Genomic DNA, 20976 nt, shown 5'->3' on the forward strand with positions numbered 1-20976 from the left:
GTGCGCCTTATCACGCAGGAAATCTGGGCGGACGTGCTGGGGTACGTCCGCAAAAACATCTCGGAAGTCGAGTACCACACCTGGTTCGCGCCCATGAAGAATCTGGGCGTGCAAGGCGGCTCGCTGGTGCTGGGGGTCCGCAACTCCTTCGCGCAGGAATACGTGCGGCGGCAGTACCAGGTGCTGCTGGAAGACGCCCTGCGCGACCTGGGCGCGGAGAATCCACAGGTCACCTTTCAGGTCCTGCCCGCCGTGCAGGAGGCGATGATCCTGCCGCAGGACCCGCCCCCGCCGCGCCCTGGCCCGGCCGGACGCTCGGCGCCGGACCCCGCCCCCGCCGAGAACCGCAAGTCCCTGAACCCCAAGTACACCTTCGAGAATTTCGTGGTCGGCCCCAACAACAACCTCGCGCACGCGGCGGCGCTCGCCGTGGCCGAGTCGCCCGGCAAGGCGTACAACCCCCTCTTCATCTACGGGGACGTCGGCCTGGGCAAGACCCACCTGATGCACGCGGTGGGGCACTACATGGCCGAGCGCTTCCCCGACAAGCGCATCGAATACGTCTCGACCGAGTCCTTTACCAACGACCTGATCAACGCGATTCGCGACGACAAGATGACGCAGTTTCGCAACCGCTACCGCTCGGTGGACCTGCTGCTCGTGGACGACATCCAGTTTCTGGCGGGCAAGGAGCGTACGCAAGAAGAGTTCTTCCACACCTTCAACGCGCTCTACGAGAACCACAAGCAGATCATCCTGAGTTCGGACCGGCCTCCCAAGGACATCCAGACGCTCGAAGGCCGGTTGCGCAGCCGCTTCGAGTGGGGCCTGATCACCGACATCCAGTCCCCCGAGTTCGAGACGCGGGTGGCGATCCTGAAGATGAACGCCGAGCAGAGCCACACGGCCATCCCGCAGGAGGTGCTCGAACTCATCGCGCGGCAGGTCACCAGCAACATCCGCGAGCTGGAGGGGGCACTTGTGCGGGTGGTCGCCTACGCCAGCCTCAACAACGTGCCCCTGTCGCGCGTGGTGGCGGCCAAGGCCCTCAGCAACGTCTTCGCGCCGCAAGAGGTCAAGGTCGAGATGATCGATGTCCTCAAGGCGACGGCCGCCCACTTCGGCCTCTCGGCCGACCAGGTGCGCGGCTCGGGCCGTGCCCGCGAGGTCGTCGTGCCCCGGCAGATTGCCATGTACCTCGTGCGCGACCTGACCGGGCACTCGCTGCCGGAAATCGGGCAGTTCTTCGGCCGCGACCACTCCACCGTCATGCACGCCGTCTCCAAGGTGACCGAACAGATGGGCAAGGACGTAGAGCTGACTGCCGCCGTCCAGACCCTGCGGGGCCAGCTAAAGGATGTGGAAGATGAGCGAAAAGGGGCGTAATCTCATGATCGGTTACGCCCCTTGGCAAATAAGTTCCAAATTTCGTTCCAAAAGGGTGTGCCACCTTTCACGATCTGTGGACAACATTGTGGATAACCCCCAGAACCTGTGGATAAGTCGCCGTTTTCTGTGGATAAAATTGTGGATAAGTGGGGTAGTTTTCCACAGGGGGAAAGAGCCTGTGGAAAACCCCCCGAGTTATCCACAGGTTATCCACAGGTTTTCGAGTTTTCCACAGGTTGCTTGTGGATAACTTTTCCGCGCTGGGCGCACTTCCAGATGAGTTTTCCACAATATCCACAGGCCCTACTACTACTACTACTGGTTTTTAAATTACTAGAAGACAGAAAAAGATAGACCCCTCCAGGGGGAAAGGTGGACGATGAGAGCACACGTCACCAAAAAGATTCTCAGTGAAGGCCTGGGCCTGCTGGAACGGGTCATCCCCAGCCGCAGCAGCAATCCGCTGCTCACGTCCCTGAAGGTCGAGGCGAGCGCCGAGGGCCTGACCCTCAGCGGGACCAACCTCGAAATCGACCTGTCGTGCTTCGTGCCCGCCGAGGTGCAGGAGCCGCAGAACCTCGTGGTGCCCGCGCACCTGTTCGCGCAGATCGTGCGGAACCTGGGGGGTGAACTCGTCGAGCTGGAACTCGCGGGCAACGAACTCGCCGTGCGGGCAGGTGGCAGCGATTTCAAGCTTCAGATCGGGGACTTCGACGCGTACCCGCCGCTGTCGTTCCCGACCCATGCCGACGTGAGCCTCGATGCCGCCGAGCTGTCGCGGGCGCTGGGCAGCGTGCGCTACGCGGCGAGCAACGAAGCCTTTCAGGCCGTCTTCCGGGGCATCAAGCTGGAGCACCGGCAGGAATCGGCCCGCGTGGTCGCCTCGGACGGGTACCGGGTGGCCCTGCGTGACTTTCCAGCCAACGGGGATGGCCGCAACCTGATCATCCCCGCCCGCAGCGCCGACGAGCTGATCCGGGTTCTCAAGGACGGCGAGGCCCGCTTCACCTACGGCGAGGGCATGCTCAGCGTGACGACCGAACGGGTGCGGATGAATCTCAAGCTGCTTGACGGCGAGTTCCCGGACTATGAGCGGGTCATTCCGAAGGACATCCGCCTGCAGGTGACCCTGCCCGCCACCGCCCTCAAGGAGGCCGTGGGCCGCGTGGCTGTCCTGGCCGACAAAAACGCCAACAACCGGGTCGAGTTCCTCGTCTCCGAGGGCAAGTTGCGCCTCGCCGCCGAGGGCGACTACGGCCGCGCCCAGGACACCCTCGACGTGGTGCAGGGCGGGATGGAACCCGCCATGAGCCTCGCGTTCAACGCCCGGCACGTGCTCGATGCCCTGGGGCCAATTGAGGGGGAAGCTGAACTCCTCTTCTCGGGCTCTACAAGCCCCGCCATCTTCCGCGCGAGTGGGGGGGGCGGGTACATGGCGGTCATGGTCACGCTGCGCGTTTAAGGGGCCTCTGCGGGGCGGCACGGGGCATTCCCCGAGTGCCGCCCCGCCCCCACCCGAGTCCCTCGACCCGTCAGCCGTATAGTGTCAGCGATACACCTTCCCCCAGCAGGGGAAGTGCAGGCCAGGAGGTCCCAGCATGAACATCGAGAAAGTGATCGCCCGTGAAGTGCTCGACTCGCGCGGCAACCCGACGGTGGAAGCCGAAGTGCACCTCGACAGCGGCTTTTCAGGCCGCGCCATCGTGCCCTCGGGGGCCAGCACGGGCACCCACGAGGCCCTCGAACTGCGTGACGGCGGCGACCGCTACGGCGGCAAGGGCGTGTTGAAGGCCGTGCAGAACGTGAACGAGGCCCTCGGTCCCGCCGTGGTGGGCCTCGACGCCTCCGAGCAGGGCGCTGTGGACGCCGCGCTGATGGCGGTGGACGGCACCCCCAACAAGGGCCAGATGGGGGGAAACGCGATCCTGGCGGTCAGCCTCGCGACCGCGCGGGCCGCTGCCGCTGAACTCGACGTGCCCCTGTACCGCTACCTCGGCGGCAGCAACGCCAAGACGCTCCCGGTCCCGATGATGAACCTGATCAACGGCGGGGCACACGCCGACAACTCGGTGGACTTTCAGGAGTTCATGGTGATGCCCGTCGGGGCGCCCTCCTTCCGCGAGGCGCTGCGCTACGGCGCCGAAACCTTCCACACGCTGAAAAAGGTGCTCTCGTCGCGCGGCTACAACACCAACGTGGGCGACGAGGGTGGCTTTGCCCCTGACCTGAAAAGCAACGAGGAAGCCCTGCAAGTCCTGCTCGAAGCCATCGAGAAGGCGGGCTACGAGCCGGGCAAGGACATCGCCATCGCGCTGGACCCCGCCGTGACCGAGCTGTACAAGGACGGCCAGTACCACCTGGAAAGTGAGGGGCGTACGCTCTCGACCGCCGAGATGGTGGATTTCTGGGCGGACTGGAGCTCGCGCTACCCCATCGTCTCCATCGAGGACGGTCTCGCGGAAGACGACTGGGACGGCTGGCGGATGCTGACCGAGCGCATCGGGGACCGGGTGCAGCTCGTCGGGGACGACCTGTTCGTGACCAACCCCGAGCGTCTCGCGCGGGGCATCGAGACGAGCGTGGGCAACGCGATTCTGGTGAAGGTCAACCAGATCGGCTCCTTGACCGAGTCGATGGACGCCATCGAACTCGCCAAGCGCAGCCGCTACGGGACCATCATCAGCCACCGCTCCGGCGAGTCGGAAGACGCCTTCATCGCGGACCTCGCCGTCGCCACGAACGCCGGACAGATCAAGACCGGCTCGGCCAGCCGCTCGGACCGCATCGCCAAGTACAACCAGCTTTTGCGGATCGAGGACGCGCTCGGAAGCTCGGCCGTGTACCTCGGCCGCAGGGCGTTGAGGTAACCCGCAGTCCAGCGCTGGGGATCAGGTCTCAGGAAGTGCCCTCCCCTGACGCCTGATCCCCCGACGCTTCACCCCTGGAATTGATTCCAAGCCAGAAAGCAGGCAGCCATGAAACATTTCGACAGAGCCACCAAGATCGTCGCCACCATCGGCCCGGCGAGCCGCGATCCCGAGACGCTGGGGCGGATGATGGACGCGGGCCTGAACGTGGTCCGCATGAACTTCAGCCACGGCGACCCCGAGGACCACCGCCAGACGGTGCAGATGGTGCGCGAACTCGCCGCCGAGCGGGGGTTGACCATCGGCATCCTGCAGGATCTGCAAGGCCCCAAGATCCGGGTGGGCCGTTTCGCGGGGGGTCAGATCACGCTGGAGGCTGGGCAGCGCTTCACGATCACGATGGAGGACGTGGAGGGCAACGAGGAGCGCGTGGGCAGCACCTACAAGGGGCTGGCGCAGGACGTCTACCCCGGCCTGACCCTGCTGCTCGACGACGGCAACCTCGCCCTGCGGGTCGAGCACGTGCGGAACCACGACATCCAGACCACCGTGTTGATCGGCGGCGTCCTGAAGAACAACAAGGGCATCAACGTGCCGGGCGCCGACCTCTCAGTGCCTGCCCTGACCGAAAAGGACGTGCAGGACATGGAGTTCGGCGCCGCGCTGGGCGTGGACTGGGTGGCCCTGTCGTTCGTGCGCTCGCGTGACGACCTGCTGCTCGCCCGGCACTACCTCGCCCGCTTTGGCAGCCGCGCCAAGCTGATGGCGAAGATCGAGAAGCCGCAGGCGGTCGAACGCTTCGAGGACATCCTGCGCGAGGTCGACGGCATCATGGTCGCCCGCGGGGACCTCGGGGTGGAGATGCGCCCCGAGCAGGTGCCCACCATCCAGAAGCGCCTGATCCGCCTGTGCCGCGAGGCCGGGAAGCCCGTGATCACCGCCACCCAGATGCTGGAGAGCATGATCAACCTGCCCCGCCCCACCCGCGCCGAGGCGTCGGACGTGGCGAACGCGATCTACGACGGCACCGACGCCGTGATGCTCTCGGCGGAGTCGGCAGCGGGGCAGTACCCGGTCGAGGCGGTCAGCATGATGGACCGCATCGCCCGCGAGGCCGAGGCCAGCGAACACTACGAACTGCTTCAGCGGCAGATGATCGTGGAAACTGAACTCGCGCAGGACTCCATTGCCTTTGCGGCCTGCTCCATCGGGGAGAAGCTGGAAGCCCCGGCCATCGTGACCTTTACCAGCACGGGGGGCGCGGCGACGCGCGTCGCCAAGTACCGGCCCCGGCTCTCCATCCTGGCCCTGACCCCCAACGAGCAGACCCGCAACCAGCTTGCCCTGACCTGGGGCGTCTCGCCCATGCTCAGCGAGGACCCCCACGACACCGACGACATGGTCCGCATCGCCAACGACGAACTCCGGAAAAGCGGTCTGGCCGACGTGGGCGACCGTTACGTGATCACGGCGGGCGTGCCCTTCGGCGTGCGCGGCACCACCAACATGCTGCGCGTCGAGCGGCTGCGCGAGGAGGACCTGAGTACCCGGGTCTGACCCGTCGCCCCACCGTCATCCCACTGCCCCTGTCAAGCTGAAGCCAGGGGCAGCGGGATTTTTATCCACAGGGCGCGGGTTTTTCCACAGGGAGGGTGTGGATAACTCGGGACGGCTGGCCCTTGCGGCCTAGCCTTGCGGCAGCACCCGCACGAAGCGGTCCTTGCCCTTCTGAAGGACGAGGCCCCCCGCCGGAAGCTCCAGGGCCGCCTGGGGGTCGGTCAGCGTCTCGCCGTCCACCTTCAGGCCCCGGTTCTGGATCAGCTTCTTGGCCGCGCCGTTGCTGGGTTCCAAACCGGCGAGGACGGCCAGCCGCACGGCGCTGTAGTTTCCCTCCTCGCCCGCGAGGTCGGCGGGGACGGGCACGCTGGGGATGTCGTCGGGAATCGCGCCCTTCGCCACCGCCTTGAAGCGGGCTTCGGCGGCGTCCAGATCGGCCTCCGGGTGCAGCCAGCGCACGACCTCGCGGGCGAGTTCGCGGTGGGCGGCGACGGGGTGCCCGGCGAGAAGCTCCTGAATGCGGGCCTCGGGCAGGTCGGTCAGCAGGGTGAAGTAGTTCTCCAGCAGGGGGTCGGGCACCTTCATCAGCCCGGCGAACATGGCGTGCGGCTCGTCGGTCAGGCCGATGTAGTTGTCGAGGCTCTTGGACATCTTCTCGGTGCCGTCCAGCCCCACCAGGAGGGGCAGCGTCATCACGACCTGCGGTTCCTGCTCGTAGTCGCGTTGCAGGGCGCGGCCCACGAGGTTGTTGAACAGTTGGTCGGTGCCGCCGAGTTCCACGTCTGCCCGGAGGGCCACCGAGTCGTAGCCCTGGGTGAGCGGGTAGAGCAGCTCGTGCACGGCGATGGGCACGCCGCCCTCGAAGCGCTTCTTGAAGTCGTCGCGCTCCATGATGCGGGCCACCGTGTAGCGGCTCGCCAGCCGGATCACGTCGGCGTAGCCCATGGGTTCGAGCCACTCGCCGTTGAAGCGCAGCTCCAGCACCTCCGGGTCGCTCCGCAGAATCAGCCTGCACTGGTCGAGGTAGCTTTGCGCGTTGGCGCGGGTTTCTTCCAGCGTGAGGGGCGGGCGCGTCTTGGACTTGCCGGAGGGGTCCCCGATCATGGCGGTGAAGTCCCCGATCAGCATGATGACCCGGTGCCCGAGGTCCTGAAACTGCCGCATCTTGCGCAGGATGACCGCGTGCCCGAGGTGCAGGTCCGGGCGCGTGGGGTCGGCCCCCAGCTTGACGCGCAGCGGCGTGCCCGTTTCCAGGCTGCGGGTGAGCTTGCGGCGCAGGTCGTCCTCGGACACGAGGTCCACGACGCCGCGCTTCAGGACGGCGAGCTGTTCGTCTACGGGCAGGTTCTGGCGAATTTCATTCATGGGGACTCCAAAAGGAAAGGCGGCGCACTCGCTCTGTCGCAGGTGCGCCGCTTCGGGGTTGGATTTCAGGCTGTGACTGACCCTCCCACCTTAGCGGCGGGGTGGATATGCACGTCGGGTCAGACGCCTCATGCGGTGCAGCATAGCAAGCCGCACGGCCTCCCGTACTCTGTCCCCCGTGAAGACGATCCACGAGCTGCGGGCCACCTTTCCCCGCCCCGGTCGCCTGGAGTGGATCGGGCTGCGCGAGGCCCGCCGCGCCCCGGTGCGGAGTGTGCCGGGGGCCGAACTGCACCCCCTCGTCGGCCTGATCGGGGACCACGGCAAGCTGGCCCCGCCCCGGCTGCGGGCGCTGAGCGGCGAGCCGGGCGAGGGGGCGACCCCCAGCCAGACTCCGCCCATTCCCGGTGGCCCCGGACGGCGGCAGGTCACGCTGATTCAGGCCGAGCACCTGCCCGTGATTGGCGCCCTCGCGGGCCTGGAGACCGCCACGCCCGAGCAACTCCGCCGCAACCTCGTCGTGAGCGGTATTCCGCTCCTGGCGCTCAAGGAAGCCCGCTTCCGGGTGGGCGAGGTCGTGCTGGAGGGCACCGGGGAATGCCACCCCTGCTCGCGGATGGAGGAGACGCTGGGGGAGGGCGGTTACAACGCGGTGCGCGGGCACGGCGGGCTGACCGCGCGGGTCATTCAGGGCGGCGTGATCCGGGTGGGCGACGTGGTGGCCCCGCTGTGAGCCACCCCCCGCTGGACGCCCGGCTGGAGGCGGTCCTGTCGCTGATCCGAGCCGACACGCACGCCGATATCGGCTCCGACCACGCCCATCTGCCCATCCGCCTGATTCGGGAGGGCCGCATCGGGCGCGGCGTGATCGTCGAGCTGAATCCCGGTCCCCTGGCCCTCGCCCGGCGCAACGTGGCGAGGGCGCGGCTGGAGGGGGTGCTGGAGGTGCGCGAGGGTGACGGCTTCGGTCCCCTGGCCCCCGGCGAGGTGGAGAGCGCCAGCGTGACCGGCATGGGCGCGGGGACCATCGCGGGCATCCTGCGCCGGGCAGGAGAACGGCGGCCGCCTGCGTTGGTCCTCCAGCCCAACGATTCGCCCGCGCCCATTCGGACCTGGGCACGGGAGCACGGCTACCACCTGCGGGCCGAGCGCCTGATTCCGGGCTACTGGCCCTATCCGGTGCTGCGGCTGGAGCAGGCCGGGGGAGAGGACCCGGCCTATGCTGGGTTGCCCCTCCTCGCCGCCTTGCGCTACGGCCCCCACCTGCTGCGCGAAGGCTCCCCCGTACTACGACGCCAGGTCTGGAACGACGTGGTGCGCCTGACGCCGCTCGCCGCCCCTGGCCGCACCGCCCAGACCGAACTGGACACGGCGCGAGCCGCACTCGACGTGCTGAGCGAATCCGAGCAATAAAAAAGCCGCCTCATCGGGCGGTGATGCTGCAAACTATAGCTCGGTATGCATGGGTGGTCAAGACCCGGCAGGGCAGTCGCGGTGCCGCCTCTGTTGCATCTGTCCCATGACGCACGCCAGCAGGCTGATTTTCGGTTACCGGTGGCCCCTCCGGCCTCTGCTGCTGAGCGGCTGAGGTATACAGTCACCCGCCCTCTAAATTATGTTTTTAACAGAAAATATGCTAAGATATTCGCATGAAGACCGTTCCTCACACCCTGGAATTCGGCACGCATCGGCTGCCCGCCAGCGCGGACGGCCTGCTGCATGCCGCCACTGCCCTGACCGCCCTGGGCGTCCCGATGCCCGCAGACTGGGCGACCTTTGCCGCCGAGCACGACCTCGAAAGCCCCGAGCGCGACTTCGGCGCGGGGCCGGAAGCCACCCTGGACGCGGGCGAGTTCGCCCGGCTCGCCTTCACCCTGGACACCCCTGCGGCGCGGCGCTGGCGCAAGCGGGCACAGACGCTGCTGGCCCGCGCGATGACCGGCGACGTGCGCCTGGCCGCCGAGATCGCCGAGCGCAACGCCAATCCCGAGGCCCGGCGCTGGCTGGCCGCCCGGCTGGAGAGCACCGACGCCCGCCGCGAGCTGATGAGCACGGTCGCCCGCCACGGCGGCGAGGGCCGGGTGTACGGCCAACTCGGCTCCATCAGCAACCGCAGCGTGCTGGGCACCGACTCGGCCACCATCCGCCGCGAGCGAGGCGTGCGGCAGACCCGCGACGGCCTGCGCAGCGACGAACTGCTGCGCCTCGCCTACCTCGACACCGCTACCGCCCGCGCCATCGCCGAGGCGGGTGCCCACGGCAACGAGGCCATCCTTCGCGTTCACGAGGGAGTCGCCCGCCGCGAGCGCGACCTGTGGCGCGACTCGCCCCGCGCGAGCTGAAGTTCCGCTTACCCTCCGTACGCGTCCCTCCCACGGGGCGCGTGTTCTCATTGAGGTGGGGCAGATGGGGCGGGAGGGCTGGTCTAGAATGCCGCGCGTGCCGCCCCTGCGCCTGATACGAATTCCGGTTGAACAGTTAGAAGAACTGTTCAACTCGAGCAGACTGGTACAGCTCCGCAGGAGAGCGAGCAGGAACAGAACGGTTGCCGGGAAAGGAGTTCTCCCCTCGGCGCCTTCCCGAGGGGAGAACGGATTGGACGGCAACCGTATGACTCCCGCCCCGTGCGCCCCCTGGGGGGAAGCGGCATGACCCGGCCGGTGCCCGGCACGCGAGAGGTGGCTCCGGCCCGGCGGGGGGGAGGACCGCCCCGGACCCTGAACCGCGCGGTGCTGTCGGAGGTGCTGCGCTGGTACGCGGCGGGCGTGGCGCTGTTCCTGATCCTGCGGCTGACCGACATCCTCAGCACGAGCGTCGGGGCCTTCCTGACCTATGGAGCCACGCCGGGGCAGGCGCTGGCGGTGTTCGGGGCGCTGGCCCCCCACACGCTGAACGAGGCGCTGGTGCTCTCGGTGCCCTTCGCGGTGCTCCTGGCCTTCGGGCGGATGCAGGGGGACAGCGAACTCAAGGCAGCGGCGGCGGGGGGCGTGCGGCCCCTCTCGCTGGTGTGGCCGCTGGCGCTGCCCTTCGTGCTGGTGGCGGCGCTGGCCTACTGGAATGCGGGATACGTGGCTCCGGCGGGCCTGGCCCGCTTCGATGCGGCGTGGTACACGATCTACGGTGGCCCGCAGCCCACGCCCACCCAGGACAACTACACCTATGCCTCGGAAGACGGCCTCTTCTACGCCGGGCGTGTCCGCAACGAGGTGGGCGGCCCGGTCGCCGCGCTCGACGGGGTGCTGGTGCAGCGCGGCGACGAGACGGTCACGGCCACGGGCGGCACCTGGGACACGGCCGCGCAGACGTGGACGGTCACGGGCGCGTGGATCACCCGCCCCGGCCAGGACCCGCAGCCCGCACCCGGTCCCCTGGTCTTCCGGCAGACCGACCAGCCCCGGCCCCCGGCCCCCCCGCCCAGCAGGTCAGCACGCCCGAGCTGCGGGCGCGGCTGGCGAGCGGCGAGGGCACCCCGGAAGAGCGCCGGGTGGACGCGCACCAGCTCGCCGCGCGGGTGGCCGATCCCCTCACGGCGGTGATTTTCGCGCTGGCGGCGGGGGCGCTGGGGCTGCTGCTGCGCAACCGGGCGGCGGCGTTCGCGGCGGTGGTGGTCTTCGTGGCCCTCTTCTACGCGCTGTGGGCCACCGCACCGCAACTCGCGCGGGTGGGGGCGCTGCCGCCCACGTTCGCGGCGTGGCTGCCCAACCTGTTTTTCCTGCTGGTGGCGGGCGTGCTGGCCTGGAGGCTGCGGTGAAGCGCTTCGAGCGGTACGTGGTCGAGGAGATCCTGCCGCCCCTCGTCGGGGCGCTGCTGGCGATCATCCTGCTGCTGCTCCTGCTGCTGCTCGAAGAGGTCATCGCCCCGCTGCTCGCCAAGGGGGCCAGCGGGCTGCTCGTCGCGCGGCTGGTGGCGCTGAATATCCCGGAGGCGGTCGCGCTGGGGCTGCCCATCGCGCTGATGTTCGCCACCCTGCTGGGCCTTTCGCGCCTCGCCGCCGACTCGGAGATCAAGGCAGCGCTGGCGAGCGGGGTTCCGGCCTCGCGGCTCTTCCGGCCCGTGCTGACGCTGGCGGCAGTGGTGGCGGTGGTGGCGTTCGGACTCAACGAACTGGTGGTCACCCGCGCCCGTGTGCAGGCCCAGGGCGTGCAGCGCGAGATCGTGCTGGACAACCCCCGCGTGATCGGCCTGGGCGACCCCGGTCAACCGGGGCTGGTACTGCGCGACGCTCTCAACCGGGCGATCAGCGTGGGGCAGGCCCTGCCCGGCGGCGAGCTGCGCCACCTGCGAATCGTGACCATGCAGGCTGGACTGCCCCCCCGCGAGGTCATCACCGCCCGTGAGGGCCGCCTGCGCCCCGGCAGCAACGTGCTGGAGCTGACGGAAGGCCGCCGCGTCACCTTCGAGAACGGGCGGCCCGTGACGGTCCTCTCCTTCGCCCAGGGCACCCTGCCCGTGCAGGACGTGCAGGCGAGCTTTGACGGGTCGGGCGCGGCTCTGGCGCCCTTCTACCTCCCGCTGCCCGACCTGCTGGCCCGCACCGGGGCCTACCGCGCCCAGAACGTGCCCGCGCCCGCCGACTTCACGGCACTCTACCGCAAGTTCAGCGAGCCGCTGGCCGCGCTCGCGCTGGCCTTCTTCGCGGTCAGCCTCGCCGTGTACACCTTCCGCAGCGGCCTGAACCTGGGGTTGGTGTGGGCGCTGCTGCTGACCTTCGCCTATTACGCCACCTGGAGCGTGTTCAAGGTGATGGGCGAGAACGGCGCCGTGCCGCCCCTGCTCGCCGCCGCCGCGCCGGACATGATCGCGGTGCTGGCGGGGGGGGTGCTGCTGTGGCGGGCGAACAGGCGGTGAAGGCGTTCAAGGCGTCATTGTGTAGATTCCGAGCATGGGGACGGACATTTACGAACGTTTCGAGATTCGTAGAAATGGAGTCTGGGAGCTCACGGAGCTGCTGCCAGACTTTGACCCCGGCACGGCCACAGAAGATAAGTTCACAGCTTACGGAAACCACCCTGCCTTTGTAGACCGCAACTACGCTTTGTTTTCGGTTTTGGCAGATGTTCGCAACACATTTGGAATCCGACCCATAGTCCATCCGCGTGGCCTACCGGAGGACGCCTCGCCACAAGTCGAGGCCTATTTCGACGGCGACTGCACCGTTTCATGGGTGACGCTGGATGAACTCCAGGACTACGACTGGGATCAAATTATTACCGATAGCCGACGGCCTCACGCCAACCCTGAAAGTCTGCGTGAGGCTGTGGAGCCGTTTCTTAGCCGAAACCTTCCCTATCTGTTGGCACAGGTGGAAGACCCCAGCGATTTTCGGATTGTTTTCAGCTTTGGTTAGAAGCTGACGCGTACATCCACCTTAGTTTGCCTTCGCCTGTGTCGCCTGAATCGCCGTCAGCGCAATCGTGTACACGATGTCGTCCACCAGCGCCCCGCGCGAGAGGTCGTTGACCGGCTTGCGCAGGCCCTGCAGCATCGGCCCGACGGCGACCACCCCCGCCGAGCGCTGCACGGCCTTGTAGGTCGTGTTCCCGGTGTTGAGGTCGGGGAAGATAAAGACGGTGGCCCGGCCCGCGACCGGGCTGTTCGGGGCCTTCTGGCGGCCCACGCTGAGGACAGAAGCGGCGTCGTACTGCAGCGGCCCGTCCACCGGGAGGTCGGGGCGGCGCTCGCGCACGAGGCGGGTGGCCTCCTTGACCTTCTCCACGTCCTCGCCCGTGCCGCTCTCGCCGGTGGAGTAGCTCAGCATGGCGACGCGGGGCGGAATCCCGAAGGCCCGCGCGGAGTCGGCCGACTGGATGGCAATGTCCGCGAGTTCCTCGGCGTTCGGGTTGGGGTTGATGGCCGCGTCCCCGTACACCAGCACCTGCTCGGGCATCAGCATGAAGAAGATGGACGACACCAGCGACGAGCCGGGCGCCGTCTTGATGAGTTGCAGCGCCGGGCGCACCGTGTTGGCGGTGGTGTGGACCGCGCCGGAGACCAGCCCGTCCACCTCGTCGAGCGCCAGCATCATGGTCCCCAGGACCACCGTGTCTTCCAGTTGGGCCTCGGCCTGGGGTGCGGTCAGGCCCTTGTTGCGGCGCAGCTCGACCATCGGTTCGACGTACTGCCGCCGCACGCTCTCGGGGTCGAGCACCTCCAGCCCCTCGGGAAGGGTGAGGCCCTGGCCCTCCGCGACCTGCCGCACCCGCTCGGGGGGGGCGAGCAGCACGGGCCGGGCGATCCCCTTTTCCACGCAGCGAATGGCGGCCCGCACGGTGCGCGGTTCGTCGCCCTCAGGCAGGACGATGCGCTTGTTGGCGGCCCTCGCCTTCTGAATCAGCTCGTAGCGAAAGGCGCTGGGGGGCATCCGGCGGTCGCCCTCGGCCTGCGGGGTCTTCAGGCGGCCTCTGAGCGGCACGGTGTCGAGGCGGTCCGCGATGAAGTCCAGCGTGCGCTCCATCCGTTCGAGGTCGTCGTGCGGCACGCGCGGGTCCAACCGCGAGAGGGCTGAGGCGGTGTGAAAGGAGTTCGTCTCCACCCGCAGCACGGGGAGCGAACTTGTCAGCGCGGCGCGGCACAGCCGCTCGATGGAGGGCTCAGGGCTGCTCCCGGAGGTGTACAGTAGTCCCGCGAGCGGCACCCCACTGAGGTGCGAGAGGGCCGCCGCCATGACCACGTCCTCGCGGTCGCCCGGCGTGACCACCAGGGCCCCGGAGGCGAACAGGCCCGCGTCGGCCATCTTGGGGACCGTGCGGGCGGTGACCACCGTGCTCGTGACCCGGCGCATCCCAGCCTCGCCCTCGTTGAGAATCTCGGCCCCGAGGTGCCGGGCCACGTCCAGGGTGCGCGGCGCACTCAGGGCCGGGGACTGCGCGATCACGCCGAGCAGGGGCAGCTCGCCCCCGGACAGCACCCGGCTCCGCGCCCGCAACTCGGCCAGGAGTCCGCCGAAGTCCAAACTCACGGGCGCAAAGTTCAGCACGTACCCCGCGAGGCCCGAGCCGTCCGAGCGGCGGTAAGCCTGCGCCGCGATCTCCAACTCGTCCGCGAGCGCCCCCGCCGTGACCCCGGCGAGGCTGGAGACGAGGACCACGTCGGCCTCCAGGTTGCGGGCGAGGCTGGCATTCAGCGCCCCGGCGTAGGTGTTGCGCTCGTTCAGCGCGAGGCCTTCCGCGATCAGCACGTCGGCCCCCCCCGGTCCCCCGGCGGCCTGCCGGGAGAGGGCGACCACCTCCTCCATCAGGTCCTCTTCGGCCCCCTGGCTGAGCTGTTCCTCGGCGTGCGCGAGGGCGATGGGGGTGGGCGGCTGGAGGTGGGCGAGGGTGCGGGCGAAGTGCACCGAGTCGTCGGTGGTCGTCTCGTGTGTCTGCGCGATAGGCTTGAGAAAGGCGACCCGCAGGCCTTGCCGTTCCAGGGCGCGGGCGAGGCCCAGGGCGGTGCTGCTCAGGCCCACGCCGTTGCGGGTGGGCGCGACAAAGAGGGTATGCATGGGGGGGCTCCTTCGGGGAAAACGTGGGGGGTGGAACGTGGACCGTGGGAACTTCGGGCGGGGGCAGGCTGCCTACGTTCTACACGCCACGGTCCACGATCCGGGCTGTCTCCCGCGCGATCATTCGTTCTTCGTTGGTGTTCACGACGAGGGCGGGCAGGCTCTCCGGCGTGGTGATGAGGCCGCCCTGTCCGCGCACGGCCCTCGCGTTCGCCTCCGGGTCCAAGCGGAAGCCCAGCAGCCCCAGCCGCTCCAGGGTGGCCGAGCGCACGGCGGCGCTGTTCTCCCCGATGCCGCCCGTGAAGACCAGCCCGTCGAGGCGTCCGAGGGCCACCGCCATCCCCGCGACGGTCTTGGCGAGGCGGTAGACGAAGACCTCCACCGCGAGGCGTGCCCCGGCGTGTCCCCGCCCGGCGGCCTCCTCCAGCTCGCGCATGTCGTTGCTCAGGCCCGAGAGGCCCAGCAGCCCGCTCTCCTTGTTCAGCGCCGCCGTGACCTGGGTGAGACTCAGGCCCGCCTGCCGCGCGATGAAGTCGTGCAGGCCGGGGTCCACGTCGCCGCTGCGGGTGCCCATGACGAGGCCCTCCAGCGGGGTCAGGCCCATGCTGGAGTCTGCGCTGCGCCCGCCCGCGACCGCACACACGCTCGCCCCATTGCCCAGGTGCGCGGTGACGAGGTTCAGGTCTTCCAGGGGCCGCCCCAGCATCCGCGCGGCCTCGCCCGCGACGTAGGCGTGGCTGGTGCCGTGGAAGCCGTAGCGCCGCACCCCATGCTGGCGGTACCACGCCTCCGGCACGGCGTAGCGGTAGGCGACTTCCGGCATGGTCTGGTGAAAAGCGGTGTCGAAGACGGCCACGTGCGGCACGTCCCCGAAGGCCGCCTGCGCCGCCTCGATCCCCGCGATATTGGCCGGATTGTGCAGCGGCGCGAGGGGCACGCAGGCCCGCACCGCGTCCAGCACCTCCGGCGTCAGGAGGGCCGGGGCGCTGAAGCGCTCGCCCCCATGCACGACCCGGTGTCCCACCGCGCCGACCTGCTCGCGCAGGCCCAAAGCGTCCAGTTCGGCCAGCACCACCCCGAAGGCGTCCGGGTAACCTCCACCGGGCAGCGGCACCGTGACGCGCTCCCCCGCGCGGTCCACCCGCACCGAGGCGGCGTCCGTACCCAGCCGCTCGGCGAGGCCCGCGAGGGGTACGTCTGTGGTCTCAGGATCAAGCAGCGCGAACTTCAGGCTGCTCGACCCGCAGTTGACGACAAGGGTCCACATGGGGGGCATTCTGGCCCAGACCGGCAGGGGAGGGCGTCCCGGCTTCCTGGAGGGTGGGCACTCACCGCACCCGCGTCACCCGCCGAACCTCCGCCTCGCCCTCCACATGCTCCAGCCGCAGCACGGGGGCCGCCGGATAATCCGCGTACAGCCCCTCGCCCCACTCGACCACGCTGAGGCGGCTGCCCGCGACGAGGTCTTCGAGGTCCATCTCGTACAGCTCGGCCACGTCCCGCACCCGGTAGGCGTCCACGTGCAGGACGCGCCCAGCCGGGGTGGGATAGGCGTGCATCAGGGCGTAGGTGGGGCTGGTGACGCCCTCCGAGAAGCCGTAGGCCCCCACCAGCCCCCCCGTGAGCGTGGTCTTGCCTGCCCCCAGCTCGCCCTCCAGAAAGAGAAGCGAGCCGGGCGGCAGCGCGTGGGCGAGGGCGGCCCCCAGCGCCCGCTGCTCGGCCGTGCCCCGCAGGAGCCGCGATTCGCCGGATGAGAGGGGCAGATCAGTCATGGGGGCAGGATAGGGGAGGGAAGCCCCACCCCCTCAGCCTGCCCCGGCCAGCCAGCCTCCCACCCGGTCGTCGATGGCTCCGGCGTTGGGACCCCGCGCCAGCCGCCACACGCCCGCGCCCTCCAGCCGGGCCGCCCACGCCGCGCGGTCGTCGGTCAGGCGCAGGGTCAGCCCGCCGAGGTCGTCGGCTTGCGCGAGCAGGGCCGCGACCCCCTGGGCGGCGGCGTCGGCCGGGCCTTCCACGAGCTGCCCGCCCCGCACCCGCCAGGCGTCGTAGGGCAGCTCGGCCCCGGTCGGCTCAGCCGTCTCGGCGGTCGGGGTGCCCCCCAGCAGGCCCGCCGGGAGGGTGAAGGCCGGAACAGCCGGGACGGTCGGGGCAGGCTCCGGCGCGGGCAGGGGCGCTTCCGGCTCCCCGCCGCCGAAGTCGAACACATCGAGCAGCCCGCTCAGGGCGTCCGCGCCGAAGCTGGCGGTGACCTGCTGGGCGGCCTCGTACTCGGCGTGGGCCTCGGCGAGCAGGGCCTCGGCATCTGTCAGGGTCTGGGCGTAGCGCTCGCGGGCCAGGGCGGACATCCGCCCCAGGCGGCGCTGGGCGCGGAGGGTATCGGCCAGCCGTCCCAGCTTCTGGGTGGTCTCGCCCGCGAGGTGCCGCACCGTGTCGTACTCGCGGATCACGTGGTCGGCGCGGGCGTCGAAGTCCTCGCGCTGCTGGGCGGCCTGGGCCATGCGGCGTTCCAGGGCGCTCCACAGGGCCGCCACGTCGGGCGTCTCGCCCCGTTTCAGGGCGTCGCGGGCCGCGGCCAGGCCGGGGGCCAGCTCATCGGCGGCACCGGGCACGTCGCGGGCGGCGCGTTCCAGCTCCGCGAGGTCGCGCTGGAGTTCCAGCCGCCGGGCCGCCACCTCGGGGGCCGCCTGGAGGGCGTCGAGGGTGGCGTGGAGGTCGCGCAGTTCGTCGGTGGCGAGGCCACCCCCGTCCAGGGTCAGGCGGGCCACGCCCAGCGCCACCCGCGCTTCTTCCCGCGCCGGGCTGGGGGGCAGGGCGGCGAGGCCCCCCTCCAGCGCCGCGAGGTCGCTGCGCTGCCGGGTGAGTTCGGCCTCCCGGACCTCCTCCAGCTCGCGCCGCCAGGTGTCCAGGGCTTCGGCGCTGAGGGTGCCCGCCGCCCCCTGAGCACGCAGGGCCTGTAAGCGGGCCTCCAGCTCGGGGCGGGCGCGGCGCAGCGCCTCGGAGTCGCGGGCGAGGTCCGCGAGCTGCCGCGAGGCGTGCTCCTGCTCCAGCGCGAGCACGCGGGCCTGCGCCTCCGGGTCCACGGGCGCGGGCACCTCGCCGGACGGCAGGGGCTGCACCACCGACGACTCGAGCAGCCGCCGCAGGGTGAAGGTGATGGACCGCGCCCGCTCGACCTCGGCAGGCTGGAGGACGCCGCCCTTCTGGGCTTCCTCGACCTGCGCGATCAGGCTCTCCAGGCGGCGCACGTCCTTGCCGCCCATCCCTTGCACGCGGCCAAAGGCGGCCTTGAGTTCAGCGAGGTCCTGCGCCTGCGCGACCAGCCCTTCTTCCAGGCGGCGCTCCATCAGCGCGATCAGGTCCTGCCCCTCGCGCACCAGCGGCGCGAGGTCGGCTCCCGCCGCCTGCTGCTGCCGGGCCACCCCCAGAATGCCGCGCAGGCGCTGGGTTTCCGGCCAGTCGAAGTAGAGGGTAAAGCGCCGGGCGCCCTCCTCCAGCGTGCCCAGATCCTCGCCCGAGGTCGCGGCGGGGGCGCTCGGGGCCGCTTCCATCAGCGCCCCGATCACCTCCGAGACGCGGCGCTTGGCGAGGGCAGCGGGCACCGAGAGTTGCAGGCGCTTGAAGACCTCGCGTTTGAGGATGTCTTCGAGGTCACCCGGCACCAGCGTTTCCGGCGTCTTGCCCCGCGCCTGCGCCCCGTCGGCCAGGATGCGTTCCAGGGCGCGGGGCGAGACGAGGTCGCCCAGCAGCCGCACGGGAAGGCGGTGCAGGGGTTCCTGACGGGCGGCGGTGTCGGGGCTCACAGGGCTTCCTCCCACTCCACGGTGGTCGCGGGCGCGAGTGTGGCCTCACGGCGATTTCCCAGCAGGCCGAACTGCACGCACAGGCCCCGGAAGCCGTAGATCGCCAGCCCCAGCGCGGCGGCCGTGAGCAGTGCCCGTAGGGGCAGCCCGAAGGGCGACGACCACGGCGAAAGCGCCGGAGCCGCCCGCAGCGCGGCCACCCCGATCAGGTCGCCCAGCCAGCCCACGGCCCCCATCACCCCCTCCACGAAGGTGGGCAGCAGCAGCAGCGCCAGCGCCGCCGTGATCGCCCGCCAGAAGGGGTTGCGCCCCCCGAAGGCGAGGTTCAGCAGATACAGCGGCACAGGGGCCAGCAGCGCGAGCAGCAGCAGCAGCCCCGCCCGCAGACCCCCGCCGAAGGTGCCCGTCGCCGCCAGCGAGGCCGCGTCCACCGCCGGAAGCGAGCCGCGTTCCAGCCCGGCCAGCCCCGAGATCAGGGCCTGCACGCTGTCGGGCCGCAAGCCGCGCCGCTCCTGCGCCGCGCCGAGGGCCGCGAGGTAGGCCTCGAAGTCGGGCGCGGTGCGAAGGGTTGCGGGCGCCGCTTCCAGCGCCGTGCGGGCGCGGGCGAGTTGCTCGCGGGCCGTGACCGGGTCGCCGTGGCCGCTGGCACTCAGGGCACGGCCCAGGGCGGCGTAGGCGCGGTCCACGGCGTCCACGTTGGAGGATGCAGGGGCGGCGGGCGTGGGGGTTTCCGCTGGAGCGATGGGCTCCACCGGGGCCGGTGCCGGAGTCGGGGTTGGGTCGCTCGGCTCGGGACTGGGTGTGGTCGCAGGTTCGGTCACCGCTGGGGCCGTCGCCAGCGCCCGCGTCAGTTCGGTGCTGCCCTGGCGGAGGGCCGCCAGCGAAGCCGTCAGGCCCGCCCGGTCCCCGGCGGTGAGCTGGGTCAGCGCCCCCGTGAACTGCTCAGCCCGCAGGCTCCCGGCCCCGGCCTCCTGCACGGCAGTGAACCAGCCTGCCGCCCGCGCCAGCGCGAGGTAGGAGGCGGTGGTGCGCTCGGGCTGAGCCTCGCCCAGAGCGGCGCGGACCTTGGCGGCGGCCGCCCGTTGCAGCCGCCACGCGACCCGCTCGGCCCGGCCCGCCTCGGCGTCGGCTCGCAGGGCCTGGGTGGCGGCGGCACTCAGGCCGAATTCCTGACCGAGCAGCCGCACCTGATTGGTGTTGGGGGTCGTGCCTTCCCCGAACCCATTCAGCGTCTGGGTGTAGAGCGCTCCCCGAGCCAGCCCCCGTGCGAGCAGCACCTGAGCCTGGAGGTCGGCCGGGGTGCGGGCCAGCGCGGCGCGGGCCTGTCCCAGCGCTCCCTCCAGCCCCTCCACCAGCGGACGGTTGCCCAGGGTGGGAGCCAGGCGGTCCAGGGCAGCTTTGGCGCGGTCGAGCTGGGCCAGGGCACGCTCCCCACTTTGCGGACGGGCGGAAGCCGCCGCGTCGAGGCTGCGGGTCAGCTCACGGTAGGCGGCGAGGTCCTGGGCGGCGGCCCCTCCCACATTGGACAGGGCTGCCCCCAGCAGGGCGGCCAGCAGCACGGCCCGCCTCATACCAAATTGCGATGATTCCTTGGAATCATCCGAGCGGACTTGTAAAGCTGCGAAGCAGAGCGAGTGGCAAAAAGGACGGGGTTGCGGCGATGGAAGAACATCCGGCGATTTTCCGGATGGTCTGGAATCAGAGCAGTCCCGTCTCATGCCGCGGCCCCGGCCTCGACCTGTCCGAGTTCGGCGAGCAGCCGCCCGACGTTGACCCCGGCCCCGGCGACGACCGCCACGCAGTAACCCCCCAGCGGGCGCATGCAGACCGTGCGGTCCCCCATGTCGGCCGACATCAGCCGCAGCGAGCGGGCCTGAAACAGCATCGCGGTGGCAGCGACCACGCCGCCCAGCCCCCCCCCCCCGCGCAGCGCCCGCTCTCGCAGGACCTCGCCGTTGGCGCGGCACACGAGCACGCCCTGCACCCCCTGAAGGCGTCCGAGGTCCTGAATCAGGGCCTCCTGCCCCTCAGCGGTGTCCAGCGCGTAGGTGCGCCCGCCCACGGGCGCGGCGTACTCGGGGTCGTCGAACTCGAAGTCGTCGGCGCTGAGGGTGGTGTCCACAGGGTCCTCCCAGGCGGGCGCGGTCCAGGCCTGCTCGGGGCTGTTCTCGGCCCAGGCGGCGGCGGGCGGCAGGAAGAGGGTGGGGGCCTTGGGGTAACGGGCCTGCACCTCGGCGGCCAGCGTCTGCAACTCGGCGCGGGCGCGTTCGGGGGGCAGCAGCCCGGAGAGCCGCGCGAGGAGGGGGCCGCGCAGCACTGCCTGCATCTGCGCCGCCGTCACGGTGTCGGGGCTGAGGCCGCTTTCGCGCAGGGAGGCCCGCAGCATGGTGTCGGCGGCCCGGTCGGACACGATGCCGGACAGGGCGCGCACGATGAGGGTGTACACGGCATTCGTCATGGATAAACCTGCCGGGAGTGTAGGTGGGGGGGGCTTACACTTTTCTTCTTTGCGCCC

At 70.2% G+C, this 20976-nt stretch carries 18 protein-coding genes; 11 read left to right on the forward strand and 7 right to left on the reverse strand.

Annotation, left to right across the window (positions count from 1 at the left end; all coding sequences use genetic code 11):
* Positions 1–9 precede the first annotated feature (9 nt).
* The 4 genes from dnaA (at position 10) to pyk (ending at position 5813) form a co-directional block, all read left to right on the forward strand.
* Positions 10–1386, forward strand: coding sequence for a chromosomal replication initiator protein DnaA (dnaA, locus tag C3K08_RS00005; protein WP_104992093.1), 1377 nt, complete (start codon positions 10–12; stop codon positions 1384–1386).
* A gap of 382 nt (positions 1387–1768) precedes the next feature.
* A complete protein-coding gene (gene dnaN, locus C3K08_RS00010; RefSeq protein WP_104989467.1) occupies positions 1769–2851 on the forward strand; it encodes a DNA polymerase III subunit beta in 1083 nt (360 codons plus the stop codon).
* A 136-nt stretch (positions 2852–2987) separates the two neighbouring features.
* Positions 2988–4256 (forward strand): phosphopyruvate hydratase, encoded by a 1269-nt coding sequence (gene eno / locus C3K08_RS00015; RefSeq protein ID WP_104989468.1) that lies wholly within the window; start codon positions 2988–2990, stop codon positions 4254–4256.
* 108 nt (positions 4257–4364) lie between these two features.
* Positions 4365–5813, forward strand: a complete 1449-nt coding sequence (gene pyk, locus C3K08_RS00020) for a pyruvate kinase (protein WP_104989469.1) — start codon at positions 4365–4367, stop codon at positions 5811–5813.
* A 129-nt stretch (positions 5814–5942) separates the two neighbouring features.
* On the opposite strand, the gene tyrS is transcribed toward pyk, so the two are convergent.
* Positions 5943–7178 carry a tyrosine--tRNA ligase gene (gene tyrS, locus C3K08_RS00025; protein ID WP_104989470.1) on the reverse strand — a complete coding sequence of 412 codons (1236 nt, stop codon included), beginning with the start codon at positions 7176–7178 and terminating at the stop codon, positions 5943–5945.
* Between the two features lie 178 nt (positions 7179–7356).
* Between tyrS and C3K08_RS00030 the strand changes: the two genes are divergently transcribed.
* The 7 genes from C3K08_RS00030 to C3K08_RS17735 all read left to right on the forward strand — a co-directional run bounded on the left by C3K08_RS00030 (position 7357) and on the right by C3K08_RS17735 (position 12525).
* A complete protein-coding gene (locus tag C3K08_RS00030; protein WP_234009097.1) occupies positions 7357–7911 on the forward strand; it encodes an MOSC domain-containing protein in 555 nt (184 codons plus the stop codon).
* Positions 7908–8591 carry a tRNA (adenine(22)-N(1))-methyltransferase TrmK gene (locus C3K08_RS00035; protein WP_104989472.1) on the forward strand — a complete coding sequence of 228 codons (684 nt, stop codon included), beginning with the start codon at positions 7908–7910 and terminating at the stop codon, positions 8589–8591. Before C3K08_RS00030 ends, C3K08_RS00035 begins: the two co-directional genes overlap by 4 nt.
* A 236-nt stretch (positions 8592–8827) precedes the next feature.
* Positions 8828–9520: a DNA damage response protein DdrC gene (gene ddrC / locus C3K08_RS00040; RefSeq protein ID WP_104989473.1), complete on the forward strand. Its 693-nt coding sequence runs from the start codon at positions 8828–8830 to the stop codon at positions 9518–9520.
* A gap of 306 nt (positions 9521–9826) precedes the next feature.
* On the forward strand, positions 9827–10714 hold the full coding sequence (locus tag C3K08_RS00045) for an LptF/LptG family permease (RefSeq protein ID WP_369848343.1): 888 nt from the start codon (positions 9827–9829) through the stop codon (positions 10712–10714).
* Complete coding sequence (locus C3K08_RS18850; RefSeq protein ID WP_369848567.1) at positions 10627–10929, forward strand: LptF/LptG family permease; 303 nt, start codon at positions 10627–10629, stop codon at positions 10927–10929. The genes C3K08_RS00045 and C3K08_RS18850 overlap by 88 nt, the downstream gene beginning before the upstream one ends.
* On the forward strand, positions 10926–12026 hold the full coding sequence (locus C3K08_RS00050; protein ID WP_104989474.1) for an LptF/LptG family permease: 1101 nt from the start codon (positions 10926–10928) through the stop codon (positions 12024–12026). The genes C3K08_RS18850 and C3K08_RS00050 overlap by 4 nt, the downstream gene beginning before the upstream one ends.
* Before the next feature lie 34 nt (positions 12027–12060).
* A complete protein-coding gene (locus C3K08_RS17735; protein ID WP_158679795.1) occupies positions 12061–12525 on the forward strand; it encodes a hypothetical protein in 465 nt (154 codons plus the stop codon).
* Positions 12526–12546: 21 nt separating this feature from the next.
* On the opposite strand, the gene pta is transcribed toward C3K08_RS17735, so the two are convergent.
* From pta to C3K08_RS00080, 6 genes are all read right to left on the reverse strand, one after another.
* Positions 12547–14661 carry a phosphate acetyltransferase gene (pta, locus tag C3K08_RS00055; protein ID WP_104989475.1) on the reverse strand — a complete coding sequence of 705 codons (2115 nt, stop codon included), beginning with the start codon at positions 14659–14661 and terminating at the stop codon, positions 12547–12549.
* Positions 14662–14740: 79 nt separating this feature from the next.
* Positions 14741–15928, reverse strand: a complete 1188-nt coding sequence (locus tag C3K08_RS00060; protein ID WP_104989476.1) for an acetate kinase — start codon at positions 15926–15928, stop codon at positions 14741–14743.
* Between the two features lie 61 nt (positions 15929–15989).
* Entirely contained in the window at positions 15990–16433 is a 444-nt protein-coding gene (gene tsaE / locus C3K08_RS00065; RefSeq protein ID WP_104989477.1) for a tRNA (adenosine(37)-N6)-threonylcarbamoyltransferase complex ATPase subunit type 1 TsaE, read from the reverse strand.
* A gap of 33 nt (positions 16434–16466) precedes the next feature.
* Complete coding sequence (locus C3K08_RS00070; protein WP_104989478.1) at positions 16467–18461, reverse strand: hypothetical protein; 1995 nt, start codon at positions 18459–18461, stop codon at positions 16467–16469.
* The gene (locus C3K08_RS00075) at positions 18458–20032 is read right to left on the reverse strand and encodes a hypothetical protein (RefSeq protein WP_104991831.1); all 1575 of its coding nucleotides are present in this window, start codon (positions 20030–20032) and stop codon (positions 18458–18460) included. The genes C3K08_RS00070 and C3K08_RS00075 overlap by 4 nt, the downstream gene beginning before the upstream one ends.
* Positions 20033–20175: 143 nt before the next feature.
* A complete protein-coding gene (locus tag C3K08_RS00080) occupies positions 20176–20919 on the reverse strand; it encodes a roadblock/LC7 domain-containing protein (protein WP_104989479.1) in 744 nt (247 codons plus the stop codon).
* Positions 20920–20976 lie beyond the last annotated feature (57 nt).

The organism is Deinococcus sp. NW-56, from assembly GCF_002953415.1.
In the GTDB taxonomy this organism is placed as follows: domain Bacteria; phylum Deinococcota; class Deinococci; order Deinococcales; family Deinococcaceae; genus Deinococcus.

Excerpts from the sequence above, each read along its gene's own strand:
- C3K08_RS00045 (WP_369848343.1), top strand. The coding sequence starts at position 9,827 with ATGACCCGGCCGGTGCCCGGCACGCGAGAGGTGGCTCCGGCCCGGCGG.
- tyrS (WP_104989470.1), bottom strand. The coding sequence starts at position 7,178 with ATGAATGAAATTCGCCAGAACCTGCCCGTAGACGAACAGCTCGCCGTC.
- eno (WP_104989468.1), top strand. The coding sequence starts at position 2,988 with ATGAACATCGAGAAAGTGATCGCCCGTGAAGTGCTCGACTCGCGCGGC.
- ddrC (WP_104989473.1), top strand. The coding sequence starts at position 8,828 with ATGAAGACCGTTCCTCACACCCTGGAATTCGGCACGCATCGGCTGCCC.
- tsaE (WP_104989477.1), bottom strand. The coding sequence starts at position 16,433 with ATGACTGATCTGCCCCTCTCATCCGGCGAATCGCGGCTCCTGCGGGGC.
- C3K08_RS17735 (WP_158679795.1), top strand. The coding sequence starts at position 12,061 with ATGGGGACGGACATTTACGAACGTTTCGAGATTCGTAGAAATGGAGTC.
- C3K08_RS00080 (WP_104989479.1), bottom strand. The coding sequence starts at position 20,919 with ATGACGAATGCCGTGTACACCCTCATCGTGCGCGCCCTGTCCGGCATC.
- C3K08_RS00060 (WP_104989476.1), bottom strand. The coding sequence starts at position 15,928 with ATGTGGACCCTTGTCGTCAACTGCGGGTCGAGCAGCCTGAAGTTCGCG.
- pta (WP_104989475.1), bottom strand. The coding sequence starts at position 14,661 with ATGCATACCCTCTTTGTCGCGCCCACCCGCAACGGCGTGGGCCTGAGC.
- C3K08_RS00075 (WP_104991831.1), bottom strand. The coding sequence starts at position 20,032 with ATGAGGCGGGCCGTGCTGCTGGCCGCCCTGCTGGGGGCAGCCCTGTCC.
- pyk (WP_104989469.1), top strand. The coding sequence starts at position 4,365 with ATGAAACATTTCGACAGAGCCACCAAGATCGTCGCCACCATCGGCCCG.
- dnaN (WP_104989467.1), top strand. The coding sequence starts at position 1,769 with ATGAGAGCACACGTCACCAAAAAGATTCTCAGTGAAGGCCTGGGCCTG.